The sequence below is a fragment of the Bradyrhizobium erythrophlei genome, from assembly GCF_900142985.1.
Taxonomy (GTDB): Bacteria; Pseudomonadota; Alphaproteobacteria; order Rhizobiales; family Xanthobacteraceae; genus Bradyrhizobium; species Bradyrhizobium erythrophlei_B.
Genome location: NZ_LT670849.1, coordinates 5,485,848 through 5,509,573, shown reverse-complemented (window position 1 = coordinate 5,509,573; position 23,726 = coordinate 5,485,848). Strand labels below are relative to the sequence as shown.

Below are 23,726 nucleotides of genomic sequence, written 5' to 3'. Positions count from 1 at the left end.
CCGTCCTACTCCGCGCCCGGCTCCATGCCCTTCGTTTTGAACAAGGCTTGCGCCGACGGGCCCATCAACGCAGCGATCAGGGCTTTGGCGGCGGCGCTGTCCTTGGCTCCGGCGCCGATGCCGGCGGCGTAGACCGTGTAGTTCTGAATTTCCTTCGGCAGCGGTCCGACCAGCGTGACGCCGCCGTGCGGCAGGATTTCGCTGATCTGGTGAATGCCAAGCTCGGCCTGGCCGGACTCGATATAGTCGGCGACATAGCCGCCCTGCTTGAGCTTTTCCTTCGGCTTGACCTGATCGGCGATGCCGAGGCGCTCGAGCAGCTTCTCGACATAGATGCCGCTGGAGCCGCCACTGGCGGGATCGATGAAGCTGATGGATTTTGCATCGAGCACGGCCTTCTTGAACGCTTCGACCGTCGAGATGTCGGGCTTGGCGGCGCCCTCCTTCACCATCACGCCGACGCCGACACGCGCCAAGTTCGTGCGGCTGCCGGCAGCCACCTTGCCCTCGGCGGTGAGCTTGTCGACGCCATCGGGGGTCATCACGACCACATCGAAAGTCTCTCCAGCCTCGATCCGCTTCATCAGCGCGCCGGCGGTGTCGTTGTCGACCGTGACCTTGTTGCCGCTTGCCTTCTCATAGTCGGGCAGCAGCGCCACGACCGTCGACTTGAACGCGCCAGCGGTCAGCAGTTTCAGTTCAGTGGCCCCAGCGGCTGACGTGCAAAGGGCGGCGCCCACGACACTTGCAAACAGCAACGGTTTTGCGAGCAGCAACAGTTTGAATTTCATTTTTTTGTTCTCCTGGGTCGGTAAGGCATTTGGGGCTGAATTATCACGAGAGCGAATGGCAAAGCGAGCTATTCATGCGGGCGACGGGAAAGGGCGAACGTTCAGCCCAGCCGCCAGACCGCGACCGGCCGCTCATATCCCCGCACCTTCATCTCCCCGAGCGGTACGGCATCGCGCCCCGTCTCGCCGAGCGCATCGTATACCGCAGCCGATATCAAACATTGGGTGCCAAGCTCCTTGTTGAGGGCTTCGAGCCGCGAAGCGAGGTTCACCGCATCGCCGATGACGGTGTACTCCTTGCGGCGCGGCGAACCGATGGTGCCGGCAACCACCTCGCCGACATGCACCCCGATACCGATCCGCAGCGCCCAGTCGCCGGCCGCGTTATCGCGTTCCATCGCGGCCAGCATGTCGCGCGCCGCGTCGACCGCCTGCCGCACGGCGTCATCATGGGCGATCGGCGCACCGAACAAAGCGAGCAGGCCGTCGCCGAGAAACTTGTTCACGATCCCGCCGTGCCGATCGAGGATTTCGACCAGCACCGCAAAAGCGCGATCGAGCCGCTCGACCACTTCTCGCGGCGAGCGCTGTTGCGCCTGCACTGTGAAGCTTCGAAAATCAACGAACATCACGACGACCCGGCGCAACTCGCTCGTTGTCGCCGCGCCCTCCCGCAGCAAGCGCTCGACCACCGGCGGCGACACGTGCTGACCGAACAGGTTGGTGACCCGGTCCCGCGCGCTCGCCGCCGCGATGCTCGCCTCGAACTGACGCCGCACCCTGAGCGCAACCGCACCGGCAAGCAGGCCGCAAATGAGGATCACGAGGCTGCGCAGCAGGTGATAGACGACGTCGCGCGGCAGAGCGGGATGGTACAGCATTGCCATCGCGAACAGCTCGACCGCTGCGACAAGCCCGGTGAAAACCGGCAGCCAGAAGTCGAGCCGCAATGTCGAAAGAACGATGAAGAGGAAATAGACCAGCGGCGCGGCGAAGCCGAGCGCCTCGGTCGCGCCCATCCGGTCGATATGGATCGCCAGCAGCAGGGTCGGCAGGCTGGTTTCGATGAAGGTCCCGATATAGCGGCGCAGCACCGGTATATCCTGGTCCAGCGCGATCCGCCGTTTGACGAGATAAAGGATCCCGAACTCGAACGCGATGAAGGGCCCGATCACCGCCCAGATGTAGAGGGGATAGAGGCGGCCATGCCAGATGTGTTCGACCTCAGCCGGCGAGACGAAGAAAAGCGCCGATGACGTCGAAGCCAGGACGAGCGTGAAGCCGATCACGCCAGTGGTCCGCGCGAGCTCCGTCTTCAGGATCTGCCGCATCAGCGCGTGCTGGAACTCAGGCGACACTTCCGTCGACGGCTTGGCGGAATTCAGCCGGATGTTCAGGTCACGCCACAGCCCGCGCATGGTCCTCCTCCGCTCTCCGCGCAACCAGGCTGCTTAAATGGGCGCGCCGATCAGTAGGTCGCGGGGTCCGGCGAGTCCGTCGGCTTTTCGAAGGCCTTCTTCATCGCCGGGCTCATCGGGATGTTGAGATTGACGTTCTTCGGCGGGATGGGTTGCGTGAACCACCGTGCATACAGCGCCGGGCCTTCCGGGCTCTTGTAGAGCGCGGACGTCGTCGCATCGGCGAGCGCCTTGAACGCCATGTCGTCCTTGCGCAACATGATGCCATACGGCTCCGGCGTCGAGAACGCGCCTTCCGATATCTCGTAGGCCTTCGGGTCCTTCGAGATCGCGATCAGGCCCGCGAGCACGATGTCGTCCTGGACAAAGGCGGCGGCCCTCCCGGTCTCGACCATCAGAAACGCCTCGCCCTGGTCCTGGACCGGGATGATCGTCATGCCGAGATTGAGGCGGTTGTTGAATTCGAGCGCCTGCTTGATGTTGGTCGAACCGGCGGGGGCGACGACCGTCTTGCCCTTGAGGTCCTCGATCGAGCGAAGGTGCGATTCGACCTTCGAGAGATAACGGCTCGCGGTCAGAAAATGCGTGTTGGTGTACCAGACCTGCTTTTGCCGCTCGACGTTATTGGTGGTGTTGCCGCATTCGAGGTCGATCGTGCCATTGGCCATCAACGGAATGCGGGAGGGCGACGTCACCAGCACGTATCTCGTCTCGAGCTTTTCGAGCTTCAATTCGCGTTTCACCGCGTCGACGATCTTGTGGCAGATGTCGATGGCGAAACCGACCGGCTGCTGCTTGTCGTCGACGTAGGAGAACGGCACCGACGCCTCGCGGTGCCCGATGGTGATGTAGCCGAGCTCCTTGACCTTCGCGAGCGTCCCTGTGAGTTCTTCAGCGCTTGCGGCCGCGGGTCCCGAGACAAGCGCCGTCAGGCTCAACGCGGCCAGTAGATGTTTACGCACGGGATCACTCCATCGCCGACTTCATCGTCGCGGCAATGGTTCGCGAAATCAGGTTATTTTGCAAGCCGTCAAACGGAAGACCGGCCCGTCATCGGGGGCTGAGATCTTGCAATTGACATATGGCAAGGCGTTAAGTGCCTCCGGTTTACTAGTGATCCGGTTCTAACATTCCACTAGTAGTGGGAGATCGAGATGGATGATCGAACCATTCGCTCGGCGCTGGAGCGCCATTGGGCGGCGTCAGACGCCAACGATTTCGATGCCGAACACGAGATCTACCGGGAAGACGCCGTCCTTAGCTATCCCCAATCGGGCGAGTTGATCCGCGGCCGGCGCAACATCGAACAGAGCCGGATTGCCCAACCCAACCAGAAGCGGTTCACGGTCCGGCGAATCCTCGGCGGCGGGGATCTCTGGATCACCGAATTCGTGCTCAGCTATGACGGCAAGCCATCCTACACGGTGAGCATCATGGAATTTCGCGACGGACGGGTCGCTCACGAGACGCAGTATTTCGCCGACCCGTTCGACCCTGCGCCCTCTCGCGCGCATCTCGTGGAGCGGGCGAGTTAAGGCGGCATCAGCGGTCGCCAGGTCAGCGATCGTTGCCGCGCGTATTCCAGGCGCTCCAGTTCGTGCCCCTGAGGCTGCCAAAATCGGTCGCCATCGGCCGCCGGCTTCCCCGGTCATGCACCGCGATGCAGCGCTCCGACTCCGCGATCTTGGCCTTGAGGTCGTCGATGGATTGCGATCCTCGCCGGCGTCCGGCGATCTCGCCCGTGGTGAAGCGCGAGGTTTCCAGCGCTTTCAGCGCCTCGCGGTTCTTCTTCAGTTGAACCCTATGCCACGCGATCCGACTGTCGCTGTCTGCACTCATGTTTGCGGGTTCCTGATTCGCATGCCCGGATATCATTGCATGGAGGGACAGCGGCGCAACCCGGCAAATGTGGCGGGCTGTTACCGGTCCGGCTTCCCCGAGGGTGCCGCCGACGCCTGAGGCGCAGGTTGAGACAGGAACTCACCCACCGCCGCGTTGCAAAGCCTCTTGACCAGCGCAGATGTCGCTGACGTCTTCCTTCGGCCGGAGGACAGCAGCCGATAAAGCTCCGGCGACGTGAGCGCAAAGAGTGTATCGGTCAGCGCCAGCGAATTTTCCGGTGTCAACTGGCCGGCGTTCTCCAGCCGCTGCACCAAAGCCGAAAGCGCCAGGCGCCTTCTTTCATGCCGCGCTGCAAGCGCTGCGGCGAACTCCTCGTCCATCGAGGCCGTCCGATTCAATCGATCGACTGCCGGATCCGATTGCCAGAAGTCGCAGAAAATCTCGATCAACCGCGCCAGCGCCGCGTGCGTGTCGGACATGGTCATCGCTTCCGGGATTCGCACCAGGCCGCCTCTCCGCGCCAGCTCGTCAAACACTTCCTCCAGCAAGGCACCGCGCGAGCCGAACTGGTTATAGACCGTCAGCCGCGTCACGCCCGCGGACTTCGCAATGGCATCCATGCTGGTCGCAGAGATGTCTGGCCCGCCAAGCAGCTCGATGGCCGCCGCCAGGACACGGGCCCGATTTTCCGATGCGGCTTCCTCGCGGACCGCACTCCGATAGCCACGCTTTTGGTTTGACTTTTTCATTTTACATACTGTAAACTTAATTTAACGGAGAAGAAATCCTTGGCTTGGCTTATCGCAATCACGCTCGCTGTGCATGTGCTGTCCTCCGTATTCTGGGCAGGCTCTACATTCACGATGGCGCGCCTCGCGGGGCTCGGTGGCGCACGCCTTGTGGCGCCCCAGGCCGGGGCCGCAGCGGTTGCGATTCTGACCGGAGCCTATCTCGGGAATGCACGGCGGAAACTTCGGGGCTTTCGAGCAGGTGTTGATGATCGGGATCGTCGCTGCGCTGATCGCAGTTATTCTCCAGGTCGTGGTCGGCTTTCGAACATTGGCGGCCGTGCGCCGCGCAAGGCTCGACGAAAACTCGGCGCAGCAGAAAATCGCGATCGCCCAGCGTTTCGCCGCCGGCCTGCTTGCGATCACTGTAATCTGCATGGCGGTTGCACGCTATGTCTGAATTGCGGGGTCGGGTCGCGCTTGTCACCGGAAGTTCTCGCGGTATCGGCGCCGCCATCGCAAAGCGGTTTTCTGCCGCTGGCGCCCTGGTCGCCGAAAGGGCGCTCGCTGACGTCGCGAACGCAATCAAGGAGGCCGGCGGGCAAGCCATTGTGACGACGGGCGACGTTACGGACTTCGCCGCCATTGAAGCGGTTCGTGCTCATGTGGAACGCGAACTTGGCCCGATCGACATCCTGGTGGCCAACGCCGGAGGCAGCTTTACCCCGCCGGCCGCGCTCGAGGATACGCGTCGGTCGATGGAAATCTCACGGCCACGTTTCTCACACTGAAGAGCGTCGTGCCGGGAATGAAAGCGCGCCGGCATGGTGCGATCATCACCATCTCATCCGCCGCCGGCCGTCGCCCTCACCCGGGATCGCCGATGCCTTATGCCGCAGCGAAGGCAGCCTTAAGTCTTTTGACCCAGGCGCTCGCCATGCAGGTCGGACCGTTCGGCATACGCGCGAATTGTATCGCACCTGAAACGATCCTTACGGAACGCAACCGCACACGCATACCCCGCGCCCAGCAGCTTGCGATGGCCGAGCAACATCCGCTGTCTCGTCTTGGCGATCCCGACGACGTTGCCGAGGCTGCCCTTTACCTCGCCTCCAACCGCACGGCGTGGATCACGGGAACGATTCTGGATGTCGCCGGGGGAGCCGTCATGGTCTAGGGAGCACGCGCTTCAGCCGAGCCGAGCGAGCGCGTTCATCGCTCACTCACGCCGGCCGGCGCGGCACGATCGCGATCGGATTGAAGGTGTAGACCGCCTCGCCGTTCTGGTTGTAGGCGGTCCATTTGACGCGGGCGACGCCGATCCGCTTCGACTTCGACGGGGTCAATTCCACCACTTCGCCTTCGAGGTGCAGCGTGTCGCCCGGCCGCACCGGCAGCATCCAGCGCAACTCATCCACCCCGGCGCCAAACAGCGGATGCGGGCCGAAGGGCTTTGCGGTGATCGCGAGCCGCATCGAGATCGCGGCGGTGTGCCAGCCGGAGGCAGCAAGTCCTCCCAGAATGGTGTGCTTGGCCGCCTCATCATCAAGGTGAAACGGCTGCGGATCGTATTCGCTGGCAAAGCGCAGGATCTCTTCTTTCGAGACCGTCTTGGTCTCGCTTTTGAAGCGCATGCCGATCTTCAGATCGTCAAACCATTCGATCATGATCTATTCGCCCGCCACCTGCCTCGGGTTCCGAGACTAAAAAGAAATTTATATCGGCCGCAACAGGAATGTGTGTTGCGACACGGTGTATCACAACTGAGCGACCCGATGTCGTTGCGCAAATGGGACGAACGCATGAGAAAAACCCCGACCCGGCTTTTGACGCTCGTCGTCTGCACGCTGGTGGTGGCCGCCACGATCACGCCGGTCGAAGCCGCGGCACACCACAGCCATCATATCAGCAAGCACAGGACGATGCCTTTGAATCGCGGTTTCAGCGAATACCGCCGTTCCGATCGGACCTGGACCACTGCCGCACGTCCAGGCGCGGCTAACGGAGCCTGTCCAGGCGGCATAGCCCGAAGCTTCGAGTGTGGAAGGTGGCCACCTCCGATCGAGGAAGATCCTGATCGGGTCATTTCGGGCTCCTCCGGCGACTAGTCGAGTGGCACGCTCTACGACTTGACCAGTTTGCGACCGGTGATCGCTTCGAGATTCTTGTAGTAGATCATCTCGCGATCGGTCTTCGAAAGGTCCAGCGATTCAAAGATGTCCAGCGTCACGCGCGGATACATCGATCCCCCCTCGGGATCGAACGGACAGTCGGAGGCGAACAGGACCTTGTTACGCGGATAGAATTCGAGGCCGCATTTCGTGGCCGCAACGCCGCCGAACACGGCAGTGTCCGTGTAGAAATTCTGCTTGAAATAATCGAGCGGGCGTTTCTTGAGGCTCTTGCGCAGCGAAACGTAGTCCTCATCCGACGTGCGCTCGCCGAGCACATCCCAGCCCGGACCGATACGCCCCTCGAGCATCGGAACGATACCGCCGAAATGGTGGGTGATGATCTTGAGATCGGGATGCTCGTCAAGAATCTTGGAAAACACCAGGCGCGACATGGCGACTGCGGTCTCGTAGGACCAGCCGAACGTCCACCAGATCTCGTAGAGCGATTTCTTCTCGGACAGATAGTCAGGCATGTTGGCGCCGCGCGCGGGGTGAATCCAGATGGGTTTGCCGAGCTCTTCCATCTTCTTCCAGAACGGCCGGTATTGCGGCAGATCGATCGGCTTGCCGGCGACGTTGGTGTAGATCTGTACGCCGAGCGCGCCGAGCTGTTTGATGGCGCGTTCGGCCTCAGCGACACCAGCGTCGGCGGCATCGAGACATATCTGCGCGACCCAGCCGGGAAAATGATCGCTTTCCTTCGCGCACAACTCGGCGAATCCGTCGTTGATCAACCGGATGAGTTCGTCGATCTGCGCCGGGCTCTTCGCGAAGCTCTCGATCGTGGGCTGCGGGTAGGAAAGTATCTGCGCGTAGTCCTTGTGACCGTCGATAATGTTCTTGCGGTAATCAAGGTCGTGGAGCGCCCTCATTGAACGAACGCGCTTGCCGATGTCCCTGTAGTCGCCGGCGACGTCCATCATCTTGTCGAAGAAACGTTTCGGAATGAAATGGGTGTAGGCGTCAATCCTCATCATCGGCGGTTCCTCCGGTTGTTCTTGTTTCGGTGAAGGCTGAGCGCCGCACCCGCCACTGCCGCCAGACCGCGATTGCGGGGTGCGGAAAAGTGGCCTAAATCTCAAATACAAGATTTTGGATTTTAAGTCACAGACATAACCTGACAAAAATAAAAGCGTCCGGGGGGACAAGATGGCCGAGAATCCAGCCACCACGCCGGACGCGCGTGACGCGATCGACATCGCCAGCTTCATCGACGGCCAGCCGGTCGGTCGTTTCCAGATCCAGATGCTACTCACCTGCGCCGCCGTGCTCTTTATCGACGGGTTCGACACCCAGGCGATCGGCTACGTCGCGCCGGCGGTGGCGCAGGATTGGAAACTGGCGCGCGGCGCGCTTGGGCCGGTGTTCGGCGCAGGCCTGTTTGGACTGATGATCGGGGCGCTGGTGTTCGGACCCATCGCCGACCGCATCGGACGAAGACGGATCATCATTCTTTGCACCGCCGCCTTCGGCGTCGGCACGCTCGCGACAATCTTCGCCAGCGACGTTCCAGGCCTCATGACGATTCGGTTCCTCACCGGCCTTGGTCTCGGCGGCGCGATGCCGAACGCAGTCGCTCTCACATCGGAATTCAGCCCGCATCGCCGCAGAGCCACCATGGTGATGACGATGTTCTGCGGGTTTGTCGTTGGCGCGGCAACCGGCGGGTTGCTCGCGGCCGCCTTGATCCCCGCCTTCGGCTGGCGCGCGGTCTTCGTCGTCGGCGGCGTGATGCCGCTGCTGCTTGTTCTGTTTCTGGCGGTGTGGCTCCCTGAGTCCGTCCGCTTTCTCGCGCTGAGCGGGCGGGCAAGCGACGGCGTCGCCGCGCTGCTGGCACGGATCGCCCCATCCGTTCGCCATCCCACGGGCACCCGCTTCGTGGTGCAAGAGATCAAGCTGCCCGGAATTCCGGTCGTGCATCTGTTCGGTGGCGGTCGCGCATGGGCGTCCCTGTTCTTGTGGGCCTTGTTCTTCATGAGCCTGCTCGACCTGCATCTGCTGTCGAACTGGCTTCCTACCGTGCTGAACGAACTCGGCGCTTCCGTATCAGTAGCCGCGATCATCGGATCGATGTTGCAGGTCGGCGGCATCGTCGGGACCTTCGCGCTCGGAAAGTTTATCGATCGTTTCTCGTTCCGCGCGCTCGCGCTCACCTATGGCGTCGCAGCCGTCGCGGTGGCGGCGATCGGCTTTTCCGGTCATTCGATCGCGCTTACGACCATCGCAATCTTCTGCGCCGGCTTCTGCGTCGTGGGCGGACAGGGCGGGTCCAACGCGCTGTCGGCGACACTCTATCCGACGGCGATCCGTTCGACCGGCGTCGGCTGGGCGCTCGGCATTGGCCGGGTCGGATCGATCATCGGGCCGCTGGTCGGCGGGATGATGCTGGCGGCGCAAATGAGCAGTCAATCGGTGTTCGTCGCAGCCGCAGTGCCGGCGCTGTGCGCGAGCCTCGCCGCATACGCCTTGAGCCGCTTGGCACGAGAGCAGGAATCGACAGAGCCCGCGACAGGAGCCGTTCCCCTCACCCCAGGTTCAATTCCTTGAAGAAGTCGTTGCCTTTGTCGTCGATGATGATGAAGGCCGGGAAATCCACGACCTCGATGCGCCAGATCGCTTCCATGCCGAGCTCGGGATATTCGACGACCTCGACCTTCTTGATGCAGTGCTCGGCGAGGTTTGCCGCAGCCCCACCGATCGAGCCGAGATAGAAGCCGCCGTGCTTCTTGCAGGCCTCGCGCACCGCGACCGCGCGGTTGCCCTTGGCCAGCATCACCATCGAGCCGCCGGCGGCCTGGAACTGATCGACAAAGGAATCCATCCGCCCCGCCGTGGTCGGCCCGAACGCACCGGAGGCATAGCCTTCCGGCGTCTTGGCGGGACCGGCGTAATAGATCGGATGGTTCTTGAAGTAATCCGGCAGCGGCTCGCCCCTCTCCAGGCGCTCACGCAATTTCGCGTGCGCGGAGTCGCGCGCCACGATCATGGTGCCGCTGAGCGACAGCCGCGTCTTGACCGGGTATTGCGACAGCGTCGCCAAAATTTCCTTCATCGGCTTGCCGAGGTCGATCTTGACCACCTCGCCGCCGAGCGCCTGCTCGACCTGCGGCAGATATTGCGCCGGGTTGTGCTCGAGTTCCTCCAGATACACGCCGTCCTTGGTGATCTTGCCGAGCACCTGGCGGTCGGCCGAGCACGACACGCCAAGCCCGATCGGCAACGAGGCGCCATGACGCGGCATGCGGATGACGCGCACATCATGGCAGAAGTACTTGCCGCCGAACTGCGCACCCACTCCGAGGCTCTGCGTCATCTTGTGAATTTCCTGCTCCATCTCGAGATCGCGGAAGGCATTGCCGTCCGGCGAACCCTGCGTGGGCAGCGCGTCGAGATAGCGCGCGGATGCGAGCTTCACCGTCTTCATGCAGAGTTCGGCCGAAGTGCCGCCGATCACGATCGCCAGGTGATAAGGCGGGCACGCCGCGGTGCCCAGCGTGAGTATCTTTTCTTTCATGAATGCCAGCAGGCGGTCTCTGGTCAGCACCGAAGGCGTCGCCTGAAACAGGAAGCTCTTGTTGGCCGAACCGCCGCCCTTGGCCATGAACATGAACTTGTAGGCGTCATCGCCTTCGGCGTAGATCTCGCACTGCGCCGGCATGTTGTTGGCGGTGTTCTTTTCCTCATACATCGACAGCGGCGCGACCTGCGAGTAGCGCAGGTTTCGCCGCAAATACGCATCGCGCGCGCCTTCCGAAAGCGCCGCCTCGTCCTCGCCATCGGTTATGACGTTGCAGCCCTTCTTGCCCATGATGATCGCGGTGCCGGTGTCCTGGCACATCGGCAAGACGCCGCCGGCGGCGATGTTGGCGTTCTTCAAAAAGTCCAGCGCCACGAACTTGTCGTTGGAGCTCGCTTCCTTGTCGTCGAGGATCGAGCGCAATTGCTTCAGATGGCCGGGGCGCAGATAGTGATTGATCTCGCCGAAGGCTGCCTCCGACAGCGCCCGCAGCGCCTCGCGCGAGACCACCAGCATGTCCTTGCCGAGCACTTTCTCGACCCGGACGCCCTCGGCCGTGACCTTCTTGTAGGGTGTGGTGTCCGCGCCTAACGGAAACAGCGGCGTGTGCTTGTAGGGCGGAACGGGCTTTTGCGGGTCGGGAAAGGCGGAAGGGGCGTTCATGGGAGGGCTCGCGTGGTTGGGCCGGTGCTTAAACCGGCAATCGTCAAAGCCGTTCTAAGCCTTTTTGCGCCAAAGTGAAGGTTGAAGGTGAACGGCGGGTACCCGTCATGGCCGGGCATAGGCGAGCGGAAGCGACGCCGTCCTTTGGACGGCTATGCCCGGCCATCTACGTCTTTTGGTTGAGGGTCAAAGAAAGACGTGGATGCCCGCGACAAGCGCGGGCATGAAGAAGGGGACAGACCATCTTGCACTCTTCTCCGGCTTGAGGCTTCTATGCCGGGAAGAAGGGGCTGCCACGATGACATCACGACGACACTTGCGCCGACCGATCCTGCTTGCCGCCATGATGGCGGTATTGTCCACTTTCGCTGCTTCGCCAGCACGGGCCGACCGCTGCGAGGACATCGCCAACCAGCTCAAGGGGCAGATCGACGGGCTGAAGGTCGGCATCACGGCCGCCAACATGATCTATCTGTCGCATCCGATGGCCAAGGAAATGTCGCTCGGCTGCGCCAACCGCAAATACTCGAACGAGCTCTACATCAAGGGATTCACCCGCAAGCCGAAACTGGAATTCATCGCCTTCGTCGCCGGCGCGGCCGCGATCGTCTTCACGCTGCCCAAGGACGAGTTGAACAAGGGCGTCTCAGGCTGCCTGTCGCGGATGGGCATTTTCCGCGGCGACGACGTCTCGATCCGCTTCCGACGTCTCGACATGAACTGCACGCGCACCAAGGCCGACTCCGCGATCGCGATCTCGCGCTCGGTGGACCAATAGGCAGCCACTAGCAACGCGTTCACCATAGGGCTGGTGCGCGCCAGATAGATTGCATTTTAGCGATTGGGTTCAGCAGCCCTTGGGCTTTGTGGCCTCACAGTGGGCGCTAATTCCGCGTGTAGCAGGATTTGAGATCCCATGAGCGTTTCCAGCATTTCGTCGACCCCGGCGCCGCCGCCCTACAACTATCTCGACACGAACAGCAACACGCAGCCCGCTGCGATCGCTGCGGCCGTTGTGACGCCCGACACCGGTTCAAACAACGACACCAGCTCAAACAACGATCCCACCCAAACCCTGCCGCCGGCTCCCGCCCCACTCCCGCCGGGCCAGGGAACGCGGGTCGACCAGCTCGTCTAAGGCTTTTAGAAGGCGCGTCAGGAAACTCTGAGCCGGGTTCCACGCGCCGGTTACGGCGCGCGAAAATTTGCCGAAACACCGCGCGATCATTAGCTGTCCCCTGAAAGGGAGGACGCCGCATGATCGCAAAATGGCTGATCCAGACCTTCGTCTGGCTTATCGTCTTTGCCGTATTGTTGTTCGTCCCCGCCGGTACACTGCATTGGCCGGGCGCGTGGGTTTTTCTTGGATTTATGCTGGCCTCCGGCCTCCTGTTCGGAGGATGGCTGGCCAAGAGCAGCCCGGAACTGCTGGCCGAGCGCATGCGCGCGCCGATCCAGAAGGATCAGCCGGCCGCCGACAAGAAAATCATCTGGGCTTTCGGCGCGTCCATCCTGATCTGGCTGATTGCAATGGGGCTCGACGAGCGCTTCCATCCCGGCGGGATGCCGCTGGCCTTGCAGGTGCTGGGGCTCGCGCTGCTGATCGCCTCCTCCTTCTTCATCATGTGGGTGTTCCGCGAAAACGCGTTTGCCGCGGCGGTCGTGAAGGTGCAGTCGGAACGTGGCCATCACGTCATTTCATCCGGGCCCTACGCCTTTGTCCGCCATCCGATGTATAGCGGTGCGGTGCTGTTCCTCATTGGCATTGCGCTTCTGTTGGGATCGTGGTGGGGCCTCGTGATGTCGCCGGTTTTCGCCGTGATCTTCGCCATTCGCACCGGGATCGAGGAAAATACGCTGACGACGGGACTGCCCGGCTATGCTGACTATGCGGCACGGGTGCGCTATCGTCTCGTGCCTGGAGTGTGGTGAGCACGATGCCCGCAAACAAAACCCTGACCGGCGGCTGCCATTGCGGCCTGGTGCGCTTCGAATGCACGACCGACCTTGCGATGGTCACCGCGTGCAATTGCTCGATCTGCACCAAGCGCGGCCTGCATTTCGCCTTTGTCGCGCCCGAGCGCTTTCAGTTGCGCGCCGGTGAGGACAACCTGACGGAATATCTCTTCAACAAGCATGCGATCCGTCACCAGTCCTGCAACGATTGCGGCGTCGAGGTGTTCGCGCGCGGCAGCAAGCCCGACGGCACCGCCGTGGTCGCGCTCAACGTCGCCTGCATCGACGGCATCGAGCTCGCAAAACTCAAGATGACGCCGGTCGACGGCCGCAACCGGTAATCCGGCGCGCCAACAAAGGCAGCGCAAGCGCCTTCAAGAATTCGTCACGTCATGATGCGACGACGACGCAAGTTTGCCGCCTTCTTCATCGACCGTGGCGCATCGCTGTGCGATTTCGCGCAGGCCTCGTAGCCTGTCATTCTCGAAATGGCGCGCAACACGCCGCCACGGGTTGGCGAGAATCTTCCACCATAGACCGCGAGTTACTTGCGCTGATCGTTGTCTTGTTCGCCAGGCAGCATCCGCCGCTGCGTGGCGCGCTCGCTTGATGTCATCGGCATGAAAAATGCTTTGCGAGCGGCGTCGCAATCGCCACGCAAATATCGGCAACCAGTAACCAGAGGGAGGACCTTCCATGCATGGCCACAGGATGATCGAAACGGCCCTGTCGACAACCCGATGCCTGCTCGCCGGCGCGGGCATCTTCGTCGGCGCCCTCTTCACCGGTCCCGCCTTCGCCGACGATGACGGGCGACCCGTGAAGATCATGATCATCAATATGTTCGGGGGCACGCCCTTCCCGGGCTCCGAGGCATCGGCCTTCACGGCGAATCTCGGACTGAATGAAGCGATACCGGTTCGAGGCCTTTCGCCCGATTATCCCAACGTCATGTGCAACTCCGACGATGTGTGCCAGATGGTCGCCGGCGAGGGTCACGCCAACGTGGCCGCATCGACCATGGCGTTGATCCTCAGCAACAAGTTCGACCTGCGCCGCACATACTTTCTGATCGCAGGCATCGCGGGGATCGATCCTCACCAGGGGACAACGGGCTCGGCGGCCTGGGCGCGCTATCTCATCGACTACGGCATCTCATGGGAGATCGACGCGCGCGAGATTCCAGGAACCCAGGCCGATCCGACCACCCCGGCATGGCCCTATGGATATCTCGCGATCTTTCCGACCGATACGACCACACAGCCCTGGAACTCGTTGCCCACTATCCCGACCCCATATCACAGCGAGATGTATCAGTTGAACGAGACCTTGCTGCAGAAGATCCTCTCGCTGACCAGCAAGGTGGATCTCACGGTCAACGACAACGCGACGGCCCAAGCCTATCGAGGCCACTATGCCGAGGCGAAGGCCAAGGCCCCGCCAACCGTCATTCAGTGCGACACGATGGCTGGCGATACCTGGTTTCACGGCATCCAGCTCGGCGAACGGGCCACGGCATGGACCGCGCTGTGGACCGCCGGCAAGGGCACCTATTGCACCACGCAACAGGAGGACAACGCCACGTACATGGCGCTGACCCGCGGGGCGATCTCGGGACTGGTGGATCTCAACCGCGTTGCGGTGCTGCGGACCGCATCGAACTTTGACCGCCCCTACCCCGGCGAGTCGGCCTGGCACTCGCTGTGCGGGTGTGGTCCCGAAGGTGGCTCCGGCGGTTTCGTGCCTGCCATCAGCAATCTATGGGTCGCGTCCGCGCTGTTCATCAAGGACGTCGTTGCCCGCTGGGACAAGTGGAAGCACGGCGTCCCGAAGTAGTACTTTCGGACCGATTGCGGCGGTCGATCTCGCCGGCAGGTCGATCGCCCGCCGATGGGAGTAACGCAGGCGCGTAGACACCATCATCGCGCCACGGCGAAACAGCAGTACGCATCTTCGTCCGCCGCGGGCGCGCCGCGTCATATCTTATTTGTACGCTGGGGCTCGTTATTCGAACATTTGATCCCATATCCATGTGTATCCATCCGGGTGCCTGAGAGTGCCGTAACGCTCCCGCCTGATTTGTAGGCGTGCATCGCATACAATCCCGTACATGCATCGATCTGGTTCGCTCGCCACGGCCGGAATTCACCAACCTGAGCGAGTGACCCCTGAAGCGAGGACGCCATGGAAGACTTTACGCACCGCGAAAATCTGAAAATCCTCAGACGGCAGCTCACTCTGGCCAAGGACGACGCCCGACGGCAATTGCTCTTGAGGTTGCTAGCTGAGGAAGAGGCGAGAATCCCGGTCGCAACCAGATAACCGCGGTTAAAAGCTCAAAAAACCTTTCGATCCTTGCGCCAGCCGCCTCAGCTTGACGGACTCGCGGCGGGGCGCGTAGCGAATGTCAAATCCACTCCACCTTAAGGTTATCCGAAGTCGGCGCCGACCAAATCGTAGCGGCTCTTTCGATCTCGCGAATGCACCTTGGCGGCCGTCTGAAAAATCAGATCCCGATGCGCATCGAACGCACCGAGAAAGCCTTCTTCGTCACGCGTGAGATGCGGTTCTACCCGCTCAAGAGCGTCGACGGTGACAAAGAACGAATATTCAATCGAGGTGTCATATCCCCAAAAACGTACGGCCCGGCGGGTCCGGTCATAGCTTCGACTGTGATTCGGAAATTGCAGGGTCATCAATGTCCTTCGCGGGGCCGATATGAGAGCCTATCCGGCGCAGCCGGCCCGCGCTGAGCAAAATTGCACAGGCCTTCCATAGAGCCATCGATACTTACGAATGAGCGGCACACGTACCAGTGAACGGTACGCCGCACAAACCAGTAACCTCTGAGCAATTTTGCACAGCCTCCGCCGGGCTCAGGGCCTACCATCGACCCATGCGGTGGCGCCGCCGCCGGGTTGTCCGATCATGAGGACGCAAAACATGAACATATCAGGCGAAACTCTTCTCGTCATATTGGTTGTCGGCATCGCTGCTGGCTGGCTCGCGGGCCAGATCGTCCAGGGTACAGGGCTGGGCCTGGTCGGCGATCTCGTCGTGGGAATCGCAGGGGCCTTCATTGCGAGCTGGATATTTCCGCAACTTGGGATCCACCTCGGTTCGGGCATCGTCTCGGAAATCGTTGCAGCCGCGATTGGCGCAGTGTTGCTTCTCATGCTCATCAGGCTGCTTCAAGGAAGGAGCCGATGGGGAGGAAGCTGGGGCGGCGCAGGGCGGAGACGCTGGTGGTGAAGTTGATGGCCGGGTGCAACCAGGCCGGTCCGATGATGCCGAAGGCTTTTTTGCGACGACAAACAGAAGCGGCCTCCCAAAGGAAGGCCGCTTCTGTTTCGCATTCATTGATTAATCGCGGTCGATAACAACCGGACGACGGTCGCGGTCTCGATCGTGGTCGCGGTCCTTCCGGATAATCACTGTTTCGTCGCGACCTCGGTGGTCCCGATCCCGAAAGTGGTCACGATCGCGATCACGGTCACCACGACTCTCGCCCACGGTCACGCCGCGAGGACCTACACCGATTCCGACTTCTTCCGCTCGAACAGGAATTGCGCTGCAAACGCTCACCACGGCCACTAATGCTACTGCGTACTTGATCATCGCGTGCTCCTATAAATGTGCAACTCTGGGCCAATCCGTTGCAACGCCGAATGTTCCGGGAAGGCAGGATAGCAACTGGCGCGGGCATCATTTCAAAATCTGGACACGAGCAATATTGACCAGCGGGTTGTAGCGCCGGGTCGACATACTGCCGCGATGACCGCCATGGTCACGCCTGCGATGAGCGAAGCTGATCCAAAAGGGCTGATAGACAGTGGAATCGCTATCGGAAGGCGTAAGACACCCACGCGCCTTTGTTTTGGGAGAGTGAGCCGCCGCCGAGATTCGCCCATATACCGCTTCCAAAAAGCAGGAGAGCGAGACTCAGTCCGAGTATTTGCTTCATTTCAAAACTCCGCATTGACTCACAGGCCTTCTCGGGCCCGCTTGCTCAACTCAGCGGGTTTTTCCTTTGCTTTTACGGGGCGCGGCAAGGTGTTGAGGGCACCTCTCGGCTGACTGCCTTTGGGTACGGCCGATGCGGCCGCCGCGAGAAATCTGGCGGCCGAGCGCTGCTCAAACTTTCTTTGCAGGTGAAGTGGAATAACGCTCATAACCAAAGCTCCGCGTTCGACGCCCCGGTCTCATGGCTTCAACGCGCGTGATCGATCAAAGGTCCATATCGGCTCACCGATGGAACCGCCGCCACCGCAACGCTGTTCAATTCTGCTCACGTTCGAAAAATGAACCAATTAGGATTCCCGCGGAAGCACAACGCCACCAAGCACAATAATGCCCGATGGCGTTGGCTTAGGTCCGGATAACGCAATCCTCCGGTGATTAGCAAAACAGCATATGCGCACTGCGATCGTCTGTTCAAAATCGCTCACTTTCAAAATCAGGCGCTGTCGTGGGAAACGAGCTGTTCCTGATATTCGACCGCCCCGTCAGTGCAGCCAAGATCAGTCATCCAGCTCCTTGTAGCGGCGGAAGATGCCATCTTCGTTGAAGGCAATCCGCCGCTCGCTCGCAAGATAGGCCGCGATCTTCGGCCGCGCGGCGATCCGATCATGGAGTTCGCAAAGTTCTGGAATTTCCTTCTCGAAGGCCTTCATCCGCTTCGGAAAAGCGTAACGCAGCCCCTCGACGATTTGAAACAGCGACAGATCGATATAGGCGAGCTTGCGGCCGGTCACATAGGCGCCGCCGCTCTTTTCCTTGAGCCCCTCGAAATAGCCGAGAAATTTCGGCACGCGTTCGCTCCAGAATTCCCTGGTGCGCTTTTTCGCCTCCACCTTCTGGTTCTCGTAATAGAGCGAGGGGCCGAGCGGATGATGGGTGTCGTGAACCTCAAGCACGAAATCCGTCACCGTCAGTTGAAGCTGATGCACCCACAGCCGGCCCGCCTCGGTCTTTGGCGCCAGACCATGGCGTGGCCCAAGATAGAACAGGATACTGGCGGTCTGCCCGATCACGAGCTTGCCGGCTTTCAGGAACGGCGGGGCGAATGGCGGTGTCGCCCCCTCCTCCATCATCCGCATCATCGCAGCCGTGCCGCGTTCGCGCGCCACGTCGACGTAGGCGGCGCCGGCTTCCTCCAGCGCCAGGCGGACATATTCGCCGCGGCCCTGGATGGATGGCCAGTAGTACAAATCATACCGCATCACCGTGCCTTTCTGTTTGTCTTAGCGAGTCGTTAACGAGAGTGACCCGCACCTGAAGCGATTATCAGAAACAACACCGGAGTTCCGTCGGTGTTTCTTACAAAGTTTCAACGCTATTTCGCAAAGTGCGCGCCATTCCCTACGCAAACCCTTCGCCAGTTAACCCAGCCGCCCTAGGGTACCGGCCAGGGAAAACCGTCATGCTCCACACCACTGCTCACGCCTTTGCCTATCATCAAGTCCTGGTCCTGATCGCAGGCGCCGTATGCCTGTTCGGCACCTGGATCGGCATGCGCCACTTCGCGCGCGCCCGCGCCACCGAAGGCCCGACCCGCCATGGCTGGCTGTTCATGGCCTCCGTCGGCACCGGAGTTGCGTTGTGGGCCTCGACCTTTATTTCAATTCTGGCGCTCGACCCTTTGATGGTCAGCGCCTTCGAACCGGTCGCAACCGGCCTGGTTCTTGCGATTGCGATCACAGCCTGCCTCATCGCTTTTGAGATCGGCAGCCGGCATTTTCCCCTCGCGCCGGAAATTGGCGGCCTCGTCATGGGCGTCGGCGTTCTTGCCATGCATGCCGTCGCGCTGGCGGGCTGGAATATCGAAGGCAGTTTCGACCTCAACCTCTCGGGCGCGGCGCTGACGGTCGTGCTTGGCCTGGGCTTAAGCATCGTTGCCGTCAACCGCGCCAATCGCCCGGTGACCCGCTGGTGCCGCCATGGCGCCGCGATCTCGTTCGCCGTCATGATCTGCGCGATGCATTACTCGCTGGTGGCCGCCGCCACCGTCGTGCCGGATGCGTCCATCACCTTGCCCCCCGGCCTGTTGCCTGCGCATTTCCTTAGCGTCGCCGTGGTCGGTGCGGTGCTTCTGGTCATGGGCAACGGATTTTCGACCTACATCATCGATCAGCGCGTGCGGACGGAATCGGCCGACCGCATTCACCAATTGTCGTTCAACGACACCATGACGGGATTGCCGAACCGCATCGCCTTCAACGAACGTCTCGCGTTCGACAGCGCCGAGGCCCACGAAAAGGCGCAAAAGCTTGCCGCCTTCTCGATCGACCTCGACGGCTTCAAGGACATCAACGACCTCTATGGCCACGGTGCCGGCGATCTGCTGCTGATCGACGTTGCAGAGCGCATGCGCAAGCAGCTCTCATCCAGCGAATTCCTGGCGCGCCAGAGCGGCGATGAATTCCTGGCGCTCAAGACATCGCCCAATCACCCGCAGGACGCCCATGCCTTTGCGATGCGCATCTCGAAGGCCTTCGCGAGCCCGTTCACGGTCCAGGGCTATCCGGTCAATCTGACCGCCTCGATCGGCTACTCGATTTTCCCGACGGATACGCCCGAGCGCGACCAGCTCCTGAGCAATGCCAAGCTCGCGATGTATCGTGGCAAGACCGGCCAGGGCGGCTCGATCTGTGCCTACAGCCGCGAAATGGACGACAGCGCCCGCAAGCGCCGCGCGCTCGCCCGCGATCTCGAGCATGCCGCGCAGCGTCAGGAGCTCTTCCTGAACTATCAGCTTCAGATGTCGCTCAACAACGGCAGGATCTGCGGCGCCGAAGCCTTGATGCGATGGAAGCACCCGAAACTCGGCATGGTTTCGCCGGCGGAATTCATTCCGCTCGCCGAAGAGACCGAGGCGATCATCGACATGGGCGAATGGGCGCTGCGCGCCGCCTGTCGCGATGCCGCCGAAGGCAAGATTCCCGGCAACATCGCCGTCAACCTCTCGCCGATCCAGTTCGGCCGCGACGACCTCGCCGAGATGATCCACGGCATCCTGATCGAGACCGGTCTTTCGCCGGAACGTCTTGAGGTCGAGGTCACGGAATCGACCATCATGTCGGACCAGAGCCGCGGGCTGCACATCCTGCGCAAGCTGAAGGCCATGGGCATTTCGGTGGCGATGGACGACTTCGGCACCGGCTACTCGTCACTGGCGACGCTGCACGCCTTCCCGTTCGACAAGATCAAGCTCGACCAGACCTTCGTCAAACGCCTGCCCAACGACGCGGCGGCGGCGGCGATCGTCCGCACCGTGCTTGCGCTCGGCGAAAGCCTGCGCATGCCGGTTCTGGCCGAAGGCATCGAGACCGAAGCGCAATGGGACTTCCTGGCGCGCGAAGGCTGCGCCAAGGGCCAGGGCTTTCTGTTCGCGAGGCCCGTGGCGGTGACGGCATTGCCCGGCGCGATTGCGGCGGCCGCGCATTTCGAACGCGACGACGCCCCTGACGCCGGGCACGAAGCCGCGACGGTCGCGGCGTAATCGATCTGGATTCCGGGCGGCACGATATGCTTTGGTGGGACTTGCTGGTCCCCCCAGCATGACCGCCATCAGGAAACCTTTCGAACATGCGCAAACTGTTGAACGCGTCGTCGTGGCTTTTTGCAGTATGCGCGGTATTTGCCATGCAGACGGCGTTCGCTGCCGATGCCACGCCAGCGTGGCACGCCGACCTCACCGAGGTCCGCCAGATGGCCGGCATGATTCCGGGCCCGCGACCCTTACGCGTCAACGTGATCAAGGTCGCCGAAAGCCGGCGCACGAAGAATTTCGCGGTCAAGGGACTGCCGGCCGAACCCAGCGTGCAGGCGCGCACCGCATACCAGATCGTCTATGCCGACGGCACGGTCATGGTCGATACCGGCATGGACCTTGATACCCATCGCTTCTTCGGCCGCGGCGTCGAAGAGCCTTATTTCCCGGAAGCGCAGGCGCGCGTCGAGAAAGCCTTACAAAAGGCGAAGGCGATCATCGTCACCCATGAGCATGGCGACCATGTCGGCGGCCTCATCCGCAGCGGCCACTTCGCCGAGCTGGCGCCAAAAGCCGTCCTGACGCGCGCGCAGCTCGACACGCTGCTCAACGCGCCGCAGATTCCCGAACTGAAGCCGACGACAGATGTGACGTCACGGCTTCAGATCATCGACTACAACAGATATATGGCGTTCGCGCCGGGCACCGTGCTGATCAAGGCGCCCGGTCACACGCCGGGCTCGCAGATGGTCTATGTGACGCTGCAATCGGGCAAGGAGTTGTTGCTGGCCGGCGATGTCGCCTGGCACATGGACGCGGTGCGCCTGAACCGGCCGAAGGATGCGCCGTGGATCAAGGAGCCCGCCGAGCTGATGACGGCCGAACTCGACTGGCTCAACGGCCTGTCCCGCAGCGAGAACAACCTGTCGATCGTGATCAGCCACGACGAGGAACAGCGCCGCGCCTATATCGAGCAAGGCGTGCTCGGCGATGGGTTCGAGTGACACTTACTCTGGGCTCATCATTTAGCGATGTCTGCTTCTCTAATCGGCCGTTAGGGGTCAAGCACTTTCAGACTATCCATGTTTGCGGTGTTGGTGTCGCCCACGGGCTCGTGCTTCTCTTCGGAATCGGCACCAAGGCCCTTCCAGTATGGGATTCGAAGACGAGGCGGAACAATCTTTGGGGCGGCCTTGCCGTCTTACAGACAGTGGGTCCAAGCGGACATACGAACTCACCTCATCCATCGTCCCGTGAGGGACATCATTCCACCGCTCGGTGGAGCTCGAGTGTCCTCCTATCGCGTTTAATCCTGCTAGTCCTCACGCCGCTGTAACTTCCCGGCTCCATCGGAACTCGGTACCGTCAACCCAGATGCGGTGCATGATCACCGCCAACCGGCGCGCCAGCGCCACGATCGCCTTCTTCATCCCGCGGTGCCTGGCGATCTTCATGGCCCAGGCCTTGAGCCAGGACCACTTTGCCAAACGCACCAGCATGATATGAGCCGCTTCGTAGAGCATTGCCCGCATCATCTCGTCACCGCACCTTGATATGGCGCCGGGTCGGTCAATCTCGCCAGATTGATACCTGGAAGGCGTGAGCCCAAACACCGCCCCGACCGCCTTGGAGTTTCGGAAGCGGGCGGGCACGTCGACAGTCGCGCGATAGGTCAGCGCCACAACGGGACCAACACCCGGGATGGTCATCAGGCGCCGGCACACATCATCATTCCGAACGATAGCCAGCAAGCGACGATGAAGAATGCCGATCTGCTCACGAAGCGTCCGCCGGACAATCAGCAGCGGTTCGACTAACTCAGCAAGATCCGGGAAGCTTTCGACAAGCTCCTTGATGCGCGCCTCGAACTTCACCGTTCCTACCACGCCCACCTTGAGGCCGAAGTTGCGCAAAGTCCCTCGCAGGTCGTTATCGACGGCGATGGCCTTGGACTGCAGCAGTTTGCGATGGGTCAGCAGCACTCGCAGTTTCTGACTGCGTAGCGTCTTCACATGCACCGGGCGATAAAGCCCCGCCCGCATCATCTGGGCCATACCGCGCGCATCGTTGCGATCCGTCTTGTTGATCTGCGCCTTCAGAACCGCCCGCATGTGCCGCGTCTCGACACAGATGACAGGCAAGCCTGCTTCGGCAAGCGCACCGAAAAGCCATTGCGACAGCGGCCCAGCCTCCAATCCGATCCGCTTGAAACGGTAGGCCGGGTTCCCCAGAACCCGCAGCAGAGCGTCTGGCTCGCTTGCTACCCTTAATTCCTTCGCGATCCTGCCCGTGTCATCCACAATGCAGACACTTGTCTCCTTGACCGATACGTCCAATCCAGCAAAATGGTCCATGCTGCGCTTCTCCTTCTGATGCTTGAGGCCGTTACCACGGACCTCGTTTCACCATCAGCCTGAAGCGCAGCACCCAAAATCTTCAGCTATCCACAAGCTGGGCCGGCCGATAACCCCATCTTTCAGGGGTGCAGCGGACATCGCCGTGTTCAAGATCAAGTTCGGCGAATGACCCGAAGCCGACACGCAATAAATCCAGCTGATACCCGCTTGTGATCGCCACTCTCGCATCAGTGCACGTCGTAGATAGCGGCTCCCTCTACGATGTCGGGCTGCATCATCTTCGCCATATCGATATCCTTGTCGCCAGCCTGTTCGTCGCCGGCTTTACGTTTTGCCAGGCCGCGTCCATACCAGGAAATGGCCATCTTGGAGTCAAGGGCCACCGCAGCGTCGAAGTCCGCAATCGAGCGGCTGGTCTCGCCAAGCTTGAGATAAGTGAACCCGCGGGTATTGAGCGCCCAAGCGTCGCCCGGCCTCAGACTTATCGCTTTCGTACAATCGCCGAGTGTGTCTTGTGGATCGCGGCCAACTACGAAGCGCGCCCAACAGCGATTGCTGAAGGTTGATGCTGCGAGCCGCTCGGGCGGCTCCATCGACAGCGCTTCGGTGTAGTTGTCTATCGCGCTTTCATATTGCTTTCTTTTAGCGTAGGCCAAGCCCCGGTCAGCGTACGCTTGTACGAAATTCGGTTCCAAACGGACCGCTTCGTTAAAATCGGCGATGGCATTTGGCGAGTCCTGTTCGGCGAGATACGCGCGCCCCCGACCATACAAAGCCACGGCGAAGGC

Annotated in this window: 27 protein-coding genes; 14 read left to right on the top strand and 13 right to left on the bottom strand. The window is 61.4% G+C overall.

Translation table 11 applies throughout. The features are described 5' to 3' along the window. Window positions 1-5 precede the first annotated feature (5 nt). The 3 genes from modA to BUA38_RS26185 form a co-directional block, all read right to left on the bottom strand. The gene (gene modA, locus BUA38_RS26195) at window positions 6-791 is read right to left on the bottom strand and encodes a molybdate ABC transporter substrate-binding protein (protein WP_072822487.1); all 786 of its coding nucleotides are present in this window, start codon (window positions 789-791) and stop codon (window positions 6-8) included. A 101-nt stretch (window positions 792-892) separates the two neighbouring features. Next, window positions 893-2,209 (bottom strand): adenylate/guanylate cyclase domain-containing protein, encoded by a 1,317-nt coding sequence (locus tag BUA38_RS26190; protein WP_072822485.1) that lies wholly within the window; start codon window positions 2,207-2,209, stop codon window positions 893-895. 50 nt (window positions 2,210-2,259) lie between these two features. Next, window positions 2,260-3,171, bottom strand: coding sequence for an amino acid ABC transporter substrate-binding protein (locus tag BUA38_RS26185; protein WP_072822483.1), 912 nt, complete (start codon window positions 3,169-3,171; stop codon window positions 2,260-2,262). 192 nt (window positions 3,172-3,363) lie between these two features. Between BUA38_RS26185 and BUA38_RS26180 the strand changes: the two genes are divergently transcribed. After that, entirely contained in the window at window positions 3,364-3,744 is a 381-nt protein-coding gene (locus BUA38_RS26180; RefSeq protein ID WP_072822481.1) for a nuclear transport factor 2 family protein, read from the top strand. A gap of 22 nt (window positions 3,745-3,766) precedes the next feature. Here the strand turns inward: BUA38_RS26180 and BUA38_RS26175 are convergent, their stop codons facing one another. Both BUA38_RS26175 and BUA38_RS26170 read right to left on the bottom strand, forming a co-directional pair. Further along, window positions 3,767-4,048, bottom strand: a complete 282-nt coding sequence (locus BUA38_RS26175) for a hypothetical protein (RefSeq protein WP_072826446.1) — start codon at window positions 4,046-4,048, stop codon at window positions 3,767-3,769. Window positions 4,049-4,128: 80 nt separating this feature from the next. After that, entirely contained in the window at window positions 4,129-4,800 is a 672-nt protein-coding gene (locus BUA38_RS26170; protein ID WP_072822479.1) for a TetR/AcrR family transcriptional regulator, read from the bottom strand. Window positions 4,801-5,008: 208 nt separating this feature from the next. On the opposite strand from BUA38_RS26170, the gene BUA38_RS38260 reads away from it, so the two are divergent. The 3 genes from BUA38_RS38260 to BUA38_RS38645 are packed head-to-tail and all read left to right on the top strand — an operon-like array spanning window position 5,009 to window position 5,956. Further along, entirely contained in the window at window positions 5,009-5,239 is a 231-nt protein-coding gene (locus BUA38_RS38260; protein WP_244553053.1) for a hypothetical protein, read from the top strand. Beyond that, entirely contained in the window at window positions 5,232-5,570 is a 339-nt protein-coding gene (locus BUA38_RS38650) for an SDR family NAD(P)-dependent oxidoreductase (protein ID WP_197685876.1), read from the top strand. Before BUA38_RS38260 ends, BUA38_RS38650 begins: the two co-directional genes overlap by 8 nt. A gap of 17 nt (window positions 5,571-5,587) precedes the next feature. Next, window positions 5,588-5,956, top strand: coding sequence for an SDR family NAD(P)-dependent oxidoreductase (locus BUA38_RS38645; protein ID WP_338076366.1), 369 nt, complete (start codon window positions 5,588-5,590; stop codon window positions 5,954-5,956). Between the two features lie 46 nt (window positions 5,957-6,002). Here BUA38_RS38645 and BUA38_RS26155 read toward each other — a convergent pair whose 3' ends face one another. Further along, window positions 6,003-6,446, bottom strand: a complete 444-nt coding sequence (locus BUA38_RS26155; RefSeq protein ID WP_072822477.1) for a MaoC family dehydratase — start codon at window positions 6,444-6,446, stop codon at window positions 6,003-6,005. A 135-nt stretch (window positions 6,447-6,581) separates the two neighbouring features. Here BUA38_RS26155 and BUA38_RS26150 point away from each other — a divergent pair, with 135 nt between their 5' ends. Further along, window positions 6,582-6,887 (top strand): hypothetical protein, encoded by a 306-nt coding sequence (locus tag BUA38_RS26150; protein ID WP_156898731.1) that lies wholly within the window; start codon window positions 6,582-6,584, stop codon window positions 6,885-6,887. A gap of 14 nt (window positions 6,888-6,901) precedes the next feature. On the opposite strand, the gene BUA38_RS26145 is transcribed toward BUA38_RS26150, so the two are convergent. Next, complete coding sequence (locus tag BUA38_RS26145) at window positions 6,902-7,930, bottom strand: amidohydrolase family protein (RefSeq protein WP_072822473.1); 1,029 nt, start codon at window positions 7,928-7,930, stop codon at window positions 6,902-6,904. Window positions 7,931-8,102: 172 nt separating this feature from the next. Here BUA38_RS26145 and BUA38_RS26140 point away from each other — a divergent pair, with 172 nt between their 5' ends. Beyond that, entirely contained in the window at window positions 8,103-9,500 is a 1,398-nt protein-coding gene (locus tag BUA38_RS26140) for an MFS transporter (protein WP_072822471.1), read from the top strand. Here BUA38_RS26140 and BUA38_RS26135 read toward each other — a convergent pair. Beyond that, window positions 9,478-11,133 (bottom strand): fumarate hydratase, encoded by a 1,656-nt coding sequence (locus BUA38_RS26135; protein WP_072822469.1) that lies wholly within the window; start codon window positions 11,131-11,133, stop codon window positions 9,478-9,480. The genes BUA38_RS26140 and BUA38_RS26135 overlap by 23 nt on opposite strands. A gap of 298 nt (window positions 11,134-11,431) precedes the next feature. On the opposite strand from BUA38_RS26135, the gene BUA38_RS26130 reads away from it, so the two are divergent. From BUA38_RS26130 to BUA38_RS26110, 5 genes are all read left to right on the top strand, one after another. Further along, window positions 11,432-11,911 (top strand): hypothetical protein, encoded by a 480-nt coding sequence (locus tag BUA38_RS26130; protein ID WP_072822467.1) that lies wholly within the window; start codon window positions 11,432-11,434, stop codon window positions 11,909-11,911. A 138-nt stretch (window positions 11,912-12,049) separates the two neighbouring features. Then, window positions 12,050-12,271: a hypothetical protein gene (locus BUA38_RS26125; RefSeq protein ID WP_072822465.1), complete on the top strand. Its 222-nt coding sequence runs from the start codon at window positions 12,050-12,052 to the stop codon at window positions 12,269-12,271. Window positions 12,272-12,390: 119 nt separating this feature from the next. Further along, the gene (locus BUA38_RS26120; RefSeq protein ID WP_072822463.1) at window positions 12,391-13,065 is read left to right on the top strand and encodes a methyltransferase family protein; all 675 of its coding nucleotides are present in this window, start codon (window positions 12,391-12,393) and stop codon (window positions 13,063-13,065) included. Window positions 13,066-13,070: 5 nt separating this feature from the next. Beyond that, complete coding sequence (locus BUA38_RS26115; protein ID WP_072826445.1) at window positions 13,071-13,430, top strand: GFA family protein; 360 nt, start codon at window positions 13,071-13,073, stop codon at window positions 13,428-13,430. 355 nt (window positions 13,431-13,785) lie between these two features. Then, window positions 13,786-14,925 (top strand): purine-nucleoside phosphorylase, encoded by a 1,140-nt coding sequence (locus tag BUA38_RS26110; RefSeq protein WP_156898730.1) that lies wholly within the window; start codon window positions 13,786-13,788, stop codon window positions 14,923-14,925. A 593-nt stretch (window positions 14,926-15,518) separates the two neighbouring features. On the opposite strand, the gene BUA38_RS26105 is transcribed toward BUA38_RS26110, so the two are convergent. Then, window positions 15,519-15,785, bottom strand: coding sequence for a DUF1488 domain-containing protein (locus tag BUA38_RS26105; protein ID WP_072822459.1), 267 nt, complete (start codon window positions 15,783-15,785; stop codon window positions 15,519-15,521). Between the two features lie 232 nt (window positions 15,786-16,017). On the opposite strand from BUA38_RS26105, the gene BUA38_RS26100 reads away from it, so the two are divergent. Beyond that, on the top strand, window positions 16,018-16,341 hold the full coding sequence (locus BUA38_RS26100) for a GlsB/YeaQ/YmgE family stress response membrane protein (RefSeq protein WP_338076290.1): 324 nt from the start codon (window positions 16,018-16,020) through the stop codon (window positions 16,339-16,341). A 731-nt stretch (window positions 16,342-17,072) separates the two neighbouring features. Here BUA38_RS26100 and BUA38_RS37670 read toward each other — a convergent pair. Further along, window positions 17,073-17,261: a hypothetical protein gene (locus tag BUA38_RS37670; RefSeq protein ID WP_172806095.1), complete on the bottom strand. Its 189-nt coding sequence runs from the start codon at window positions 17,259-17,261 to the stop codon at window positions 17,073-17,075. A 348-nt stretch (window positions 17,262-17,609) separates the two neighbouring features. Further along, complete coding sequence (locus BUA38_RS26095; protein WP_072822457.1) at window positions 17,610-18,311, bottom strand: glutathione S-transferase; 702 nt, start codon at window positions 18,309-18,311, stop codon at window positions 17,610-17,612. Window positions 18,312-18,511: 200 nt separating this feature from the next. Here BUA38_RS26095 and BUA38_RS26090 point away from each other — a divergent pair, with 200 nt between their 5' ends. Both BUA38_RS26090 and BUA38_RS26085 read left to right on the top strand, forming a co-directional pair. Continuing rightward, complete coding sequence (locus BUA38_RS26090) at window positions 18,512-20,590, top strand: putative bifunctional diguanylate cyclase/phosphodiesterase (RefSeq protein ID WP_072822455.1); 2,079 nt, start codon at window positions 18,512-18,514, stop codon at window positions 20,588-20,590. An 86-nt stretch (window positions 20,591-20,676) separates the two neighbouring features. Beyond that, complete coding sequence (locus BUA38_RS26085; protein WP_072822453.1) at window positions 20,677-21,585, top strand: MBL fold metallo-hydrolase; 909 nt, start codon at window positions 20,677-20,679, stop codon at window positions 21,583-21,585. A gap of 318 nt (window positions 21,586-21,903) precedes the next feature. Here BUA38_RS26085 and BUA38_RS26080 read toward each other — a convergent pair whose 3' ends face one another. Further along, the gene (locus BUA38_RS26080; protein WP_072819215.1) at window positions 21,904-22,935 is read right to left on the bottom strand and encodes an IS110 family transposase; all 1,032 of its coding nucleotides are present in this window, start codon (window positions 22,933-22,935) and stop codon (window positions 21,904-21,906) included. A gap of 230 nt (window positions 22,936-23,165) precedes the next feature. Next, on the bottom strand, window positions 23,166-23,717 hold the full coding sequence (locus BUA38_RS38640; RefSeq protein ID WP_072822451.1) for a tetratricopeptide repeat protein: 552 nt from the start codon (window positions 23,715-23,717) through the stop codon (window positions 23,166-23,168). Window positions 23,718-23,726 lie beyond the last annotated feature (9 nt).

Excerpts from the sequence above, each read along its gene's own strand:
- BUA38_RS26135 (WP_072822469.1), bottom strand. The coding sequence starts at position 11,133 with ATGAACGCCCCTTCCGCCTTTCCCGACCCGCAAAAGCCCGTTCCGCCC.
- BUA38_RS26125 (WP_072822465.1), top strand. The coding sequence starts at position 12,050 with ATGAGCGTTTCCAGCATTTCGTCGACCCCGGCGCCGCCGCCCTACAAC.
- BUA38_RS26095 (WP_072822457.1), bottom strand. The coding sequence starts at position 18,311 with ATGCGGTATGATTTGTACTACTGGCCATCCATCCAGGGCCGCGGCGAA.
- BUA38_RS26080 (WP_072819215.1), bottom strand. The coding sequence starts at position 22,935 with ATGGACCATTTTGCTGGATTGGACGTATCGGTCAAGGAGACAAGTGTC.
- modA (WP_072822487.1), bottom strand. The coding sequence starts at position 791 with ATGAAATTCAAACTGTTGCTGCTCGCAAAACCGTTGCTGTTTGCAAGT.
- BUA38_RS26130 (WP_072822467.1), top strand. The coding sequence starts at position 11,432 with ATGACATCACGACGACACTTGCGCCGACCGATCCTGCTTGCCGCCATG.
- BUA38_RS26175 (WP_072826446.1), bottom strand. The coding sequence starts at position 4,048 with ATGAGTGCAGACAGCGACAGTCGGATCGCGTGGCATAGGGTTCAACTG.
- BUA38_RS26190 (WP_072822485.1), bottom strand. The coding sequence starts at position 2,209 with ATGCGCGGGCTGTGGCGTGACCTGAACATCCGGCTGAATTCCGCCAAG.
- BUA38_RS26150 (WP_156898731.1), top strand. The coding sequence starts at position 6,582 with ATGAGAAAAACCCCGACCCGGCTTTTGACGCTCGTCGTCTGCACGCTG.
- BUA38_RS26180 (WP_072822481.1), top strand. The coding sequence starts at position 3,364 with ATGGATGATCGAACCATTCGCTCGGCGCTGGAGCGCCATTGGGCGGCG.
- BUA38_RS38645 (WP_338076366.1), top strand. The coding sequence starts at position 5,588 with ATGAAAGCGCGCCGGCATGGTGCGATCATCACCATCTCATCCGCCGCC.
- BUA38_RS26115 (WP_072826445.1), top strand. The coding sequence starts at position 13,071 with ATGCCCGCAAACAAAACCCTGACCGGCGGCTGCCATTGCGGCCTGGTG.
- BUA38_RS26145 (WP_072822473.1), bottom strand. The coding sequence starts at position 7,930 with ATGATGAGGATTGACGCCTACACCCATTTCATTCCGAAACGTTTCTTC.
- BUA38_RS26120 (WP_072822463.1), top strand. The coding sequence starts at position 12,391 with ATGATCGCAAAATGGCTGATCCAGACCTTCGTCTGGCTTATCGTCTTT.
- BUA38_RS38650 (WP_197685876.1), top strand. The coding sequence starts at position 5,232 with ATGTCTGAATTGCGGGGTCGGGTCGCGCTTGTCACCGGAAGTTCTCGC.
- BUA38_RS37670 (WP_172806095.1), bottom strand. The coding sequence starts at position 17,261 with ATGAGCGTTATTCCACTTCACCTGCAAAGAAAGTTTGAGCAGCGCTCG.
- BUA38_RS38260 (WP_244553053.1), top strand. The coding sequence starts at position 5,009 with ATGCACGGCGGAAACTTCGGGGCTTTCGAGCAGGTGTTGATGATCGGG.
- BUA38_RS26170 (WP_072822479.1), bottom strand. The coding sequence starts at position 4,800 with ATGAAAAAGTCAAACCAAAAGCGTGGCTATCGGAGTGCGGTCCGCGAG.
- BUA38_RS26085 (WP_072822453.1), top strand. The coding sequence starts at position 20,677 with ATGCGCAAACTGTTGAACGCGTCGTCGTGGCTTTTTGCAGTATGCGCG.
- BUA38_RS26110 (WP_156898730.1), top strand. The coding sequence starts at position 13,786 with ATGCATGGCCACAGGATGATCGAAACGGCCCTGTCGACAACCCGATGC.
- BUA38_RS26140 (WP_072822471.1), top strand. The coding sequence starts at position 8,103 with ATGGCCGAGAATCCAGCCACCACGCCGGACGCGCGTGACGCGATCGAC.
- BUA38_RS26100 (WP_338076290.1), top strand. The coding sequence starts at position 16,018 with ATGAGGACGCAAAACATGAACATATCAGGCGAAACTCTTCTCGTCATA.
- BUA38_RS26105 (WP_072822459.1), bottom strand. The coding sequence starts at position 15,785 with ATGACCCTGCAATTTCCGAATCACAGTCGAAGCTATGACCGGACCCGC.
- BUA38_RS26090 (WP_072822455.1), top strand. The coding sequence starts at position 18,512 with ATGCTCCACACCACTGCTCACGCCTTTGCCTATCATCAAGTCCTGGTC.
- BUA38_RS26155 (WP_072822477.1), bottom strand. The coding sequence starts at position 6,446 with ATGATCGAATGGTTTGACGATCTGAAGATCGGCATGCGCTTCAAAAGC.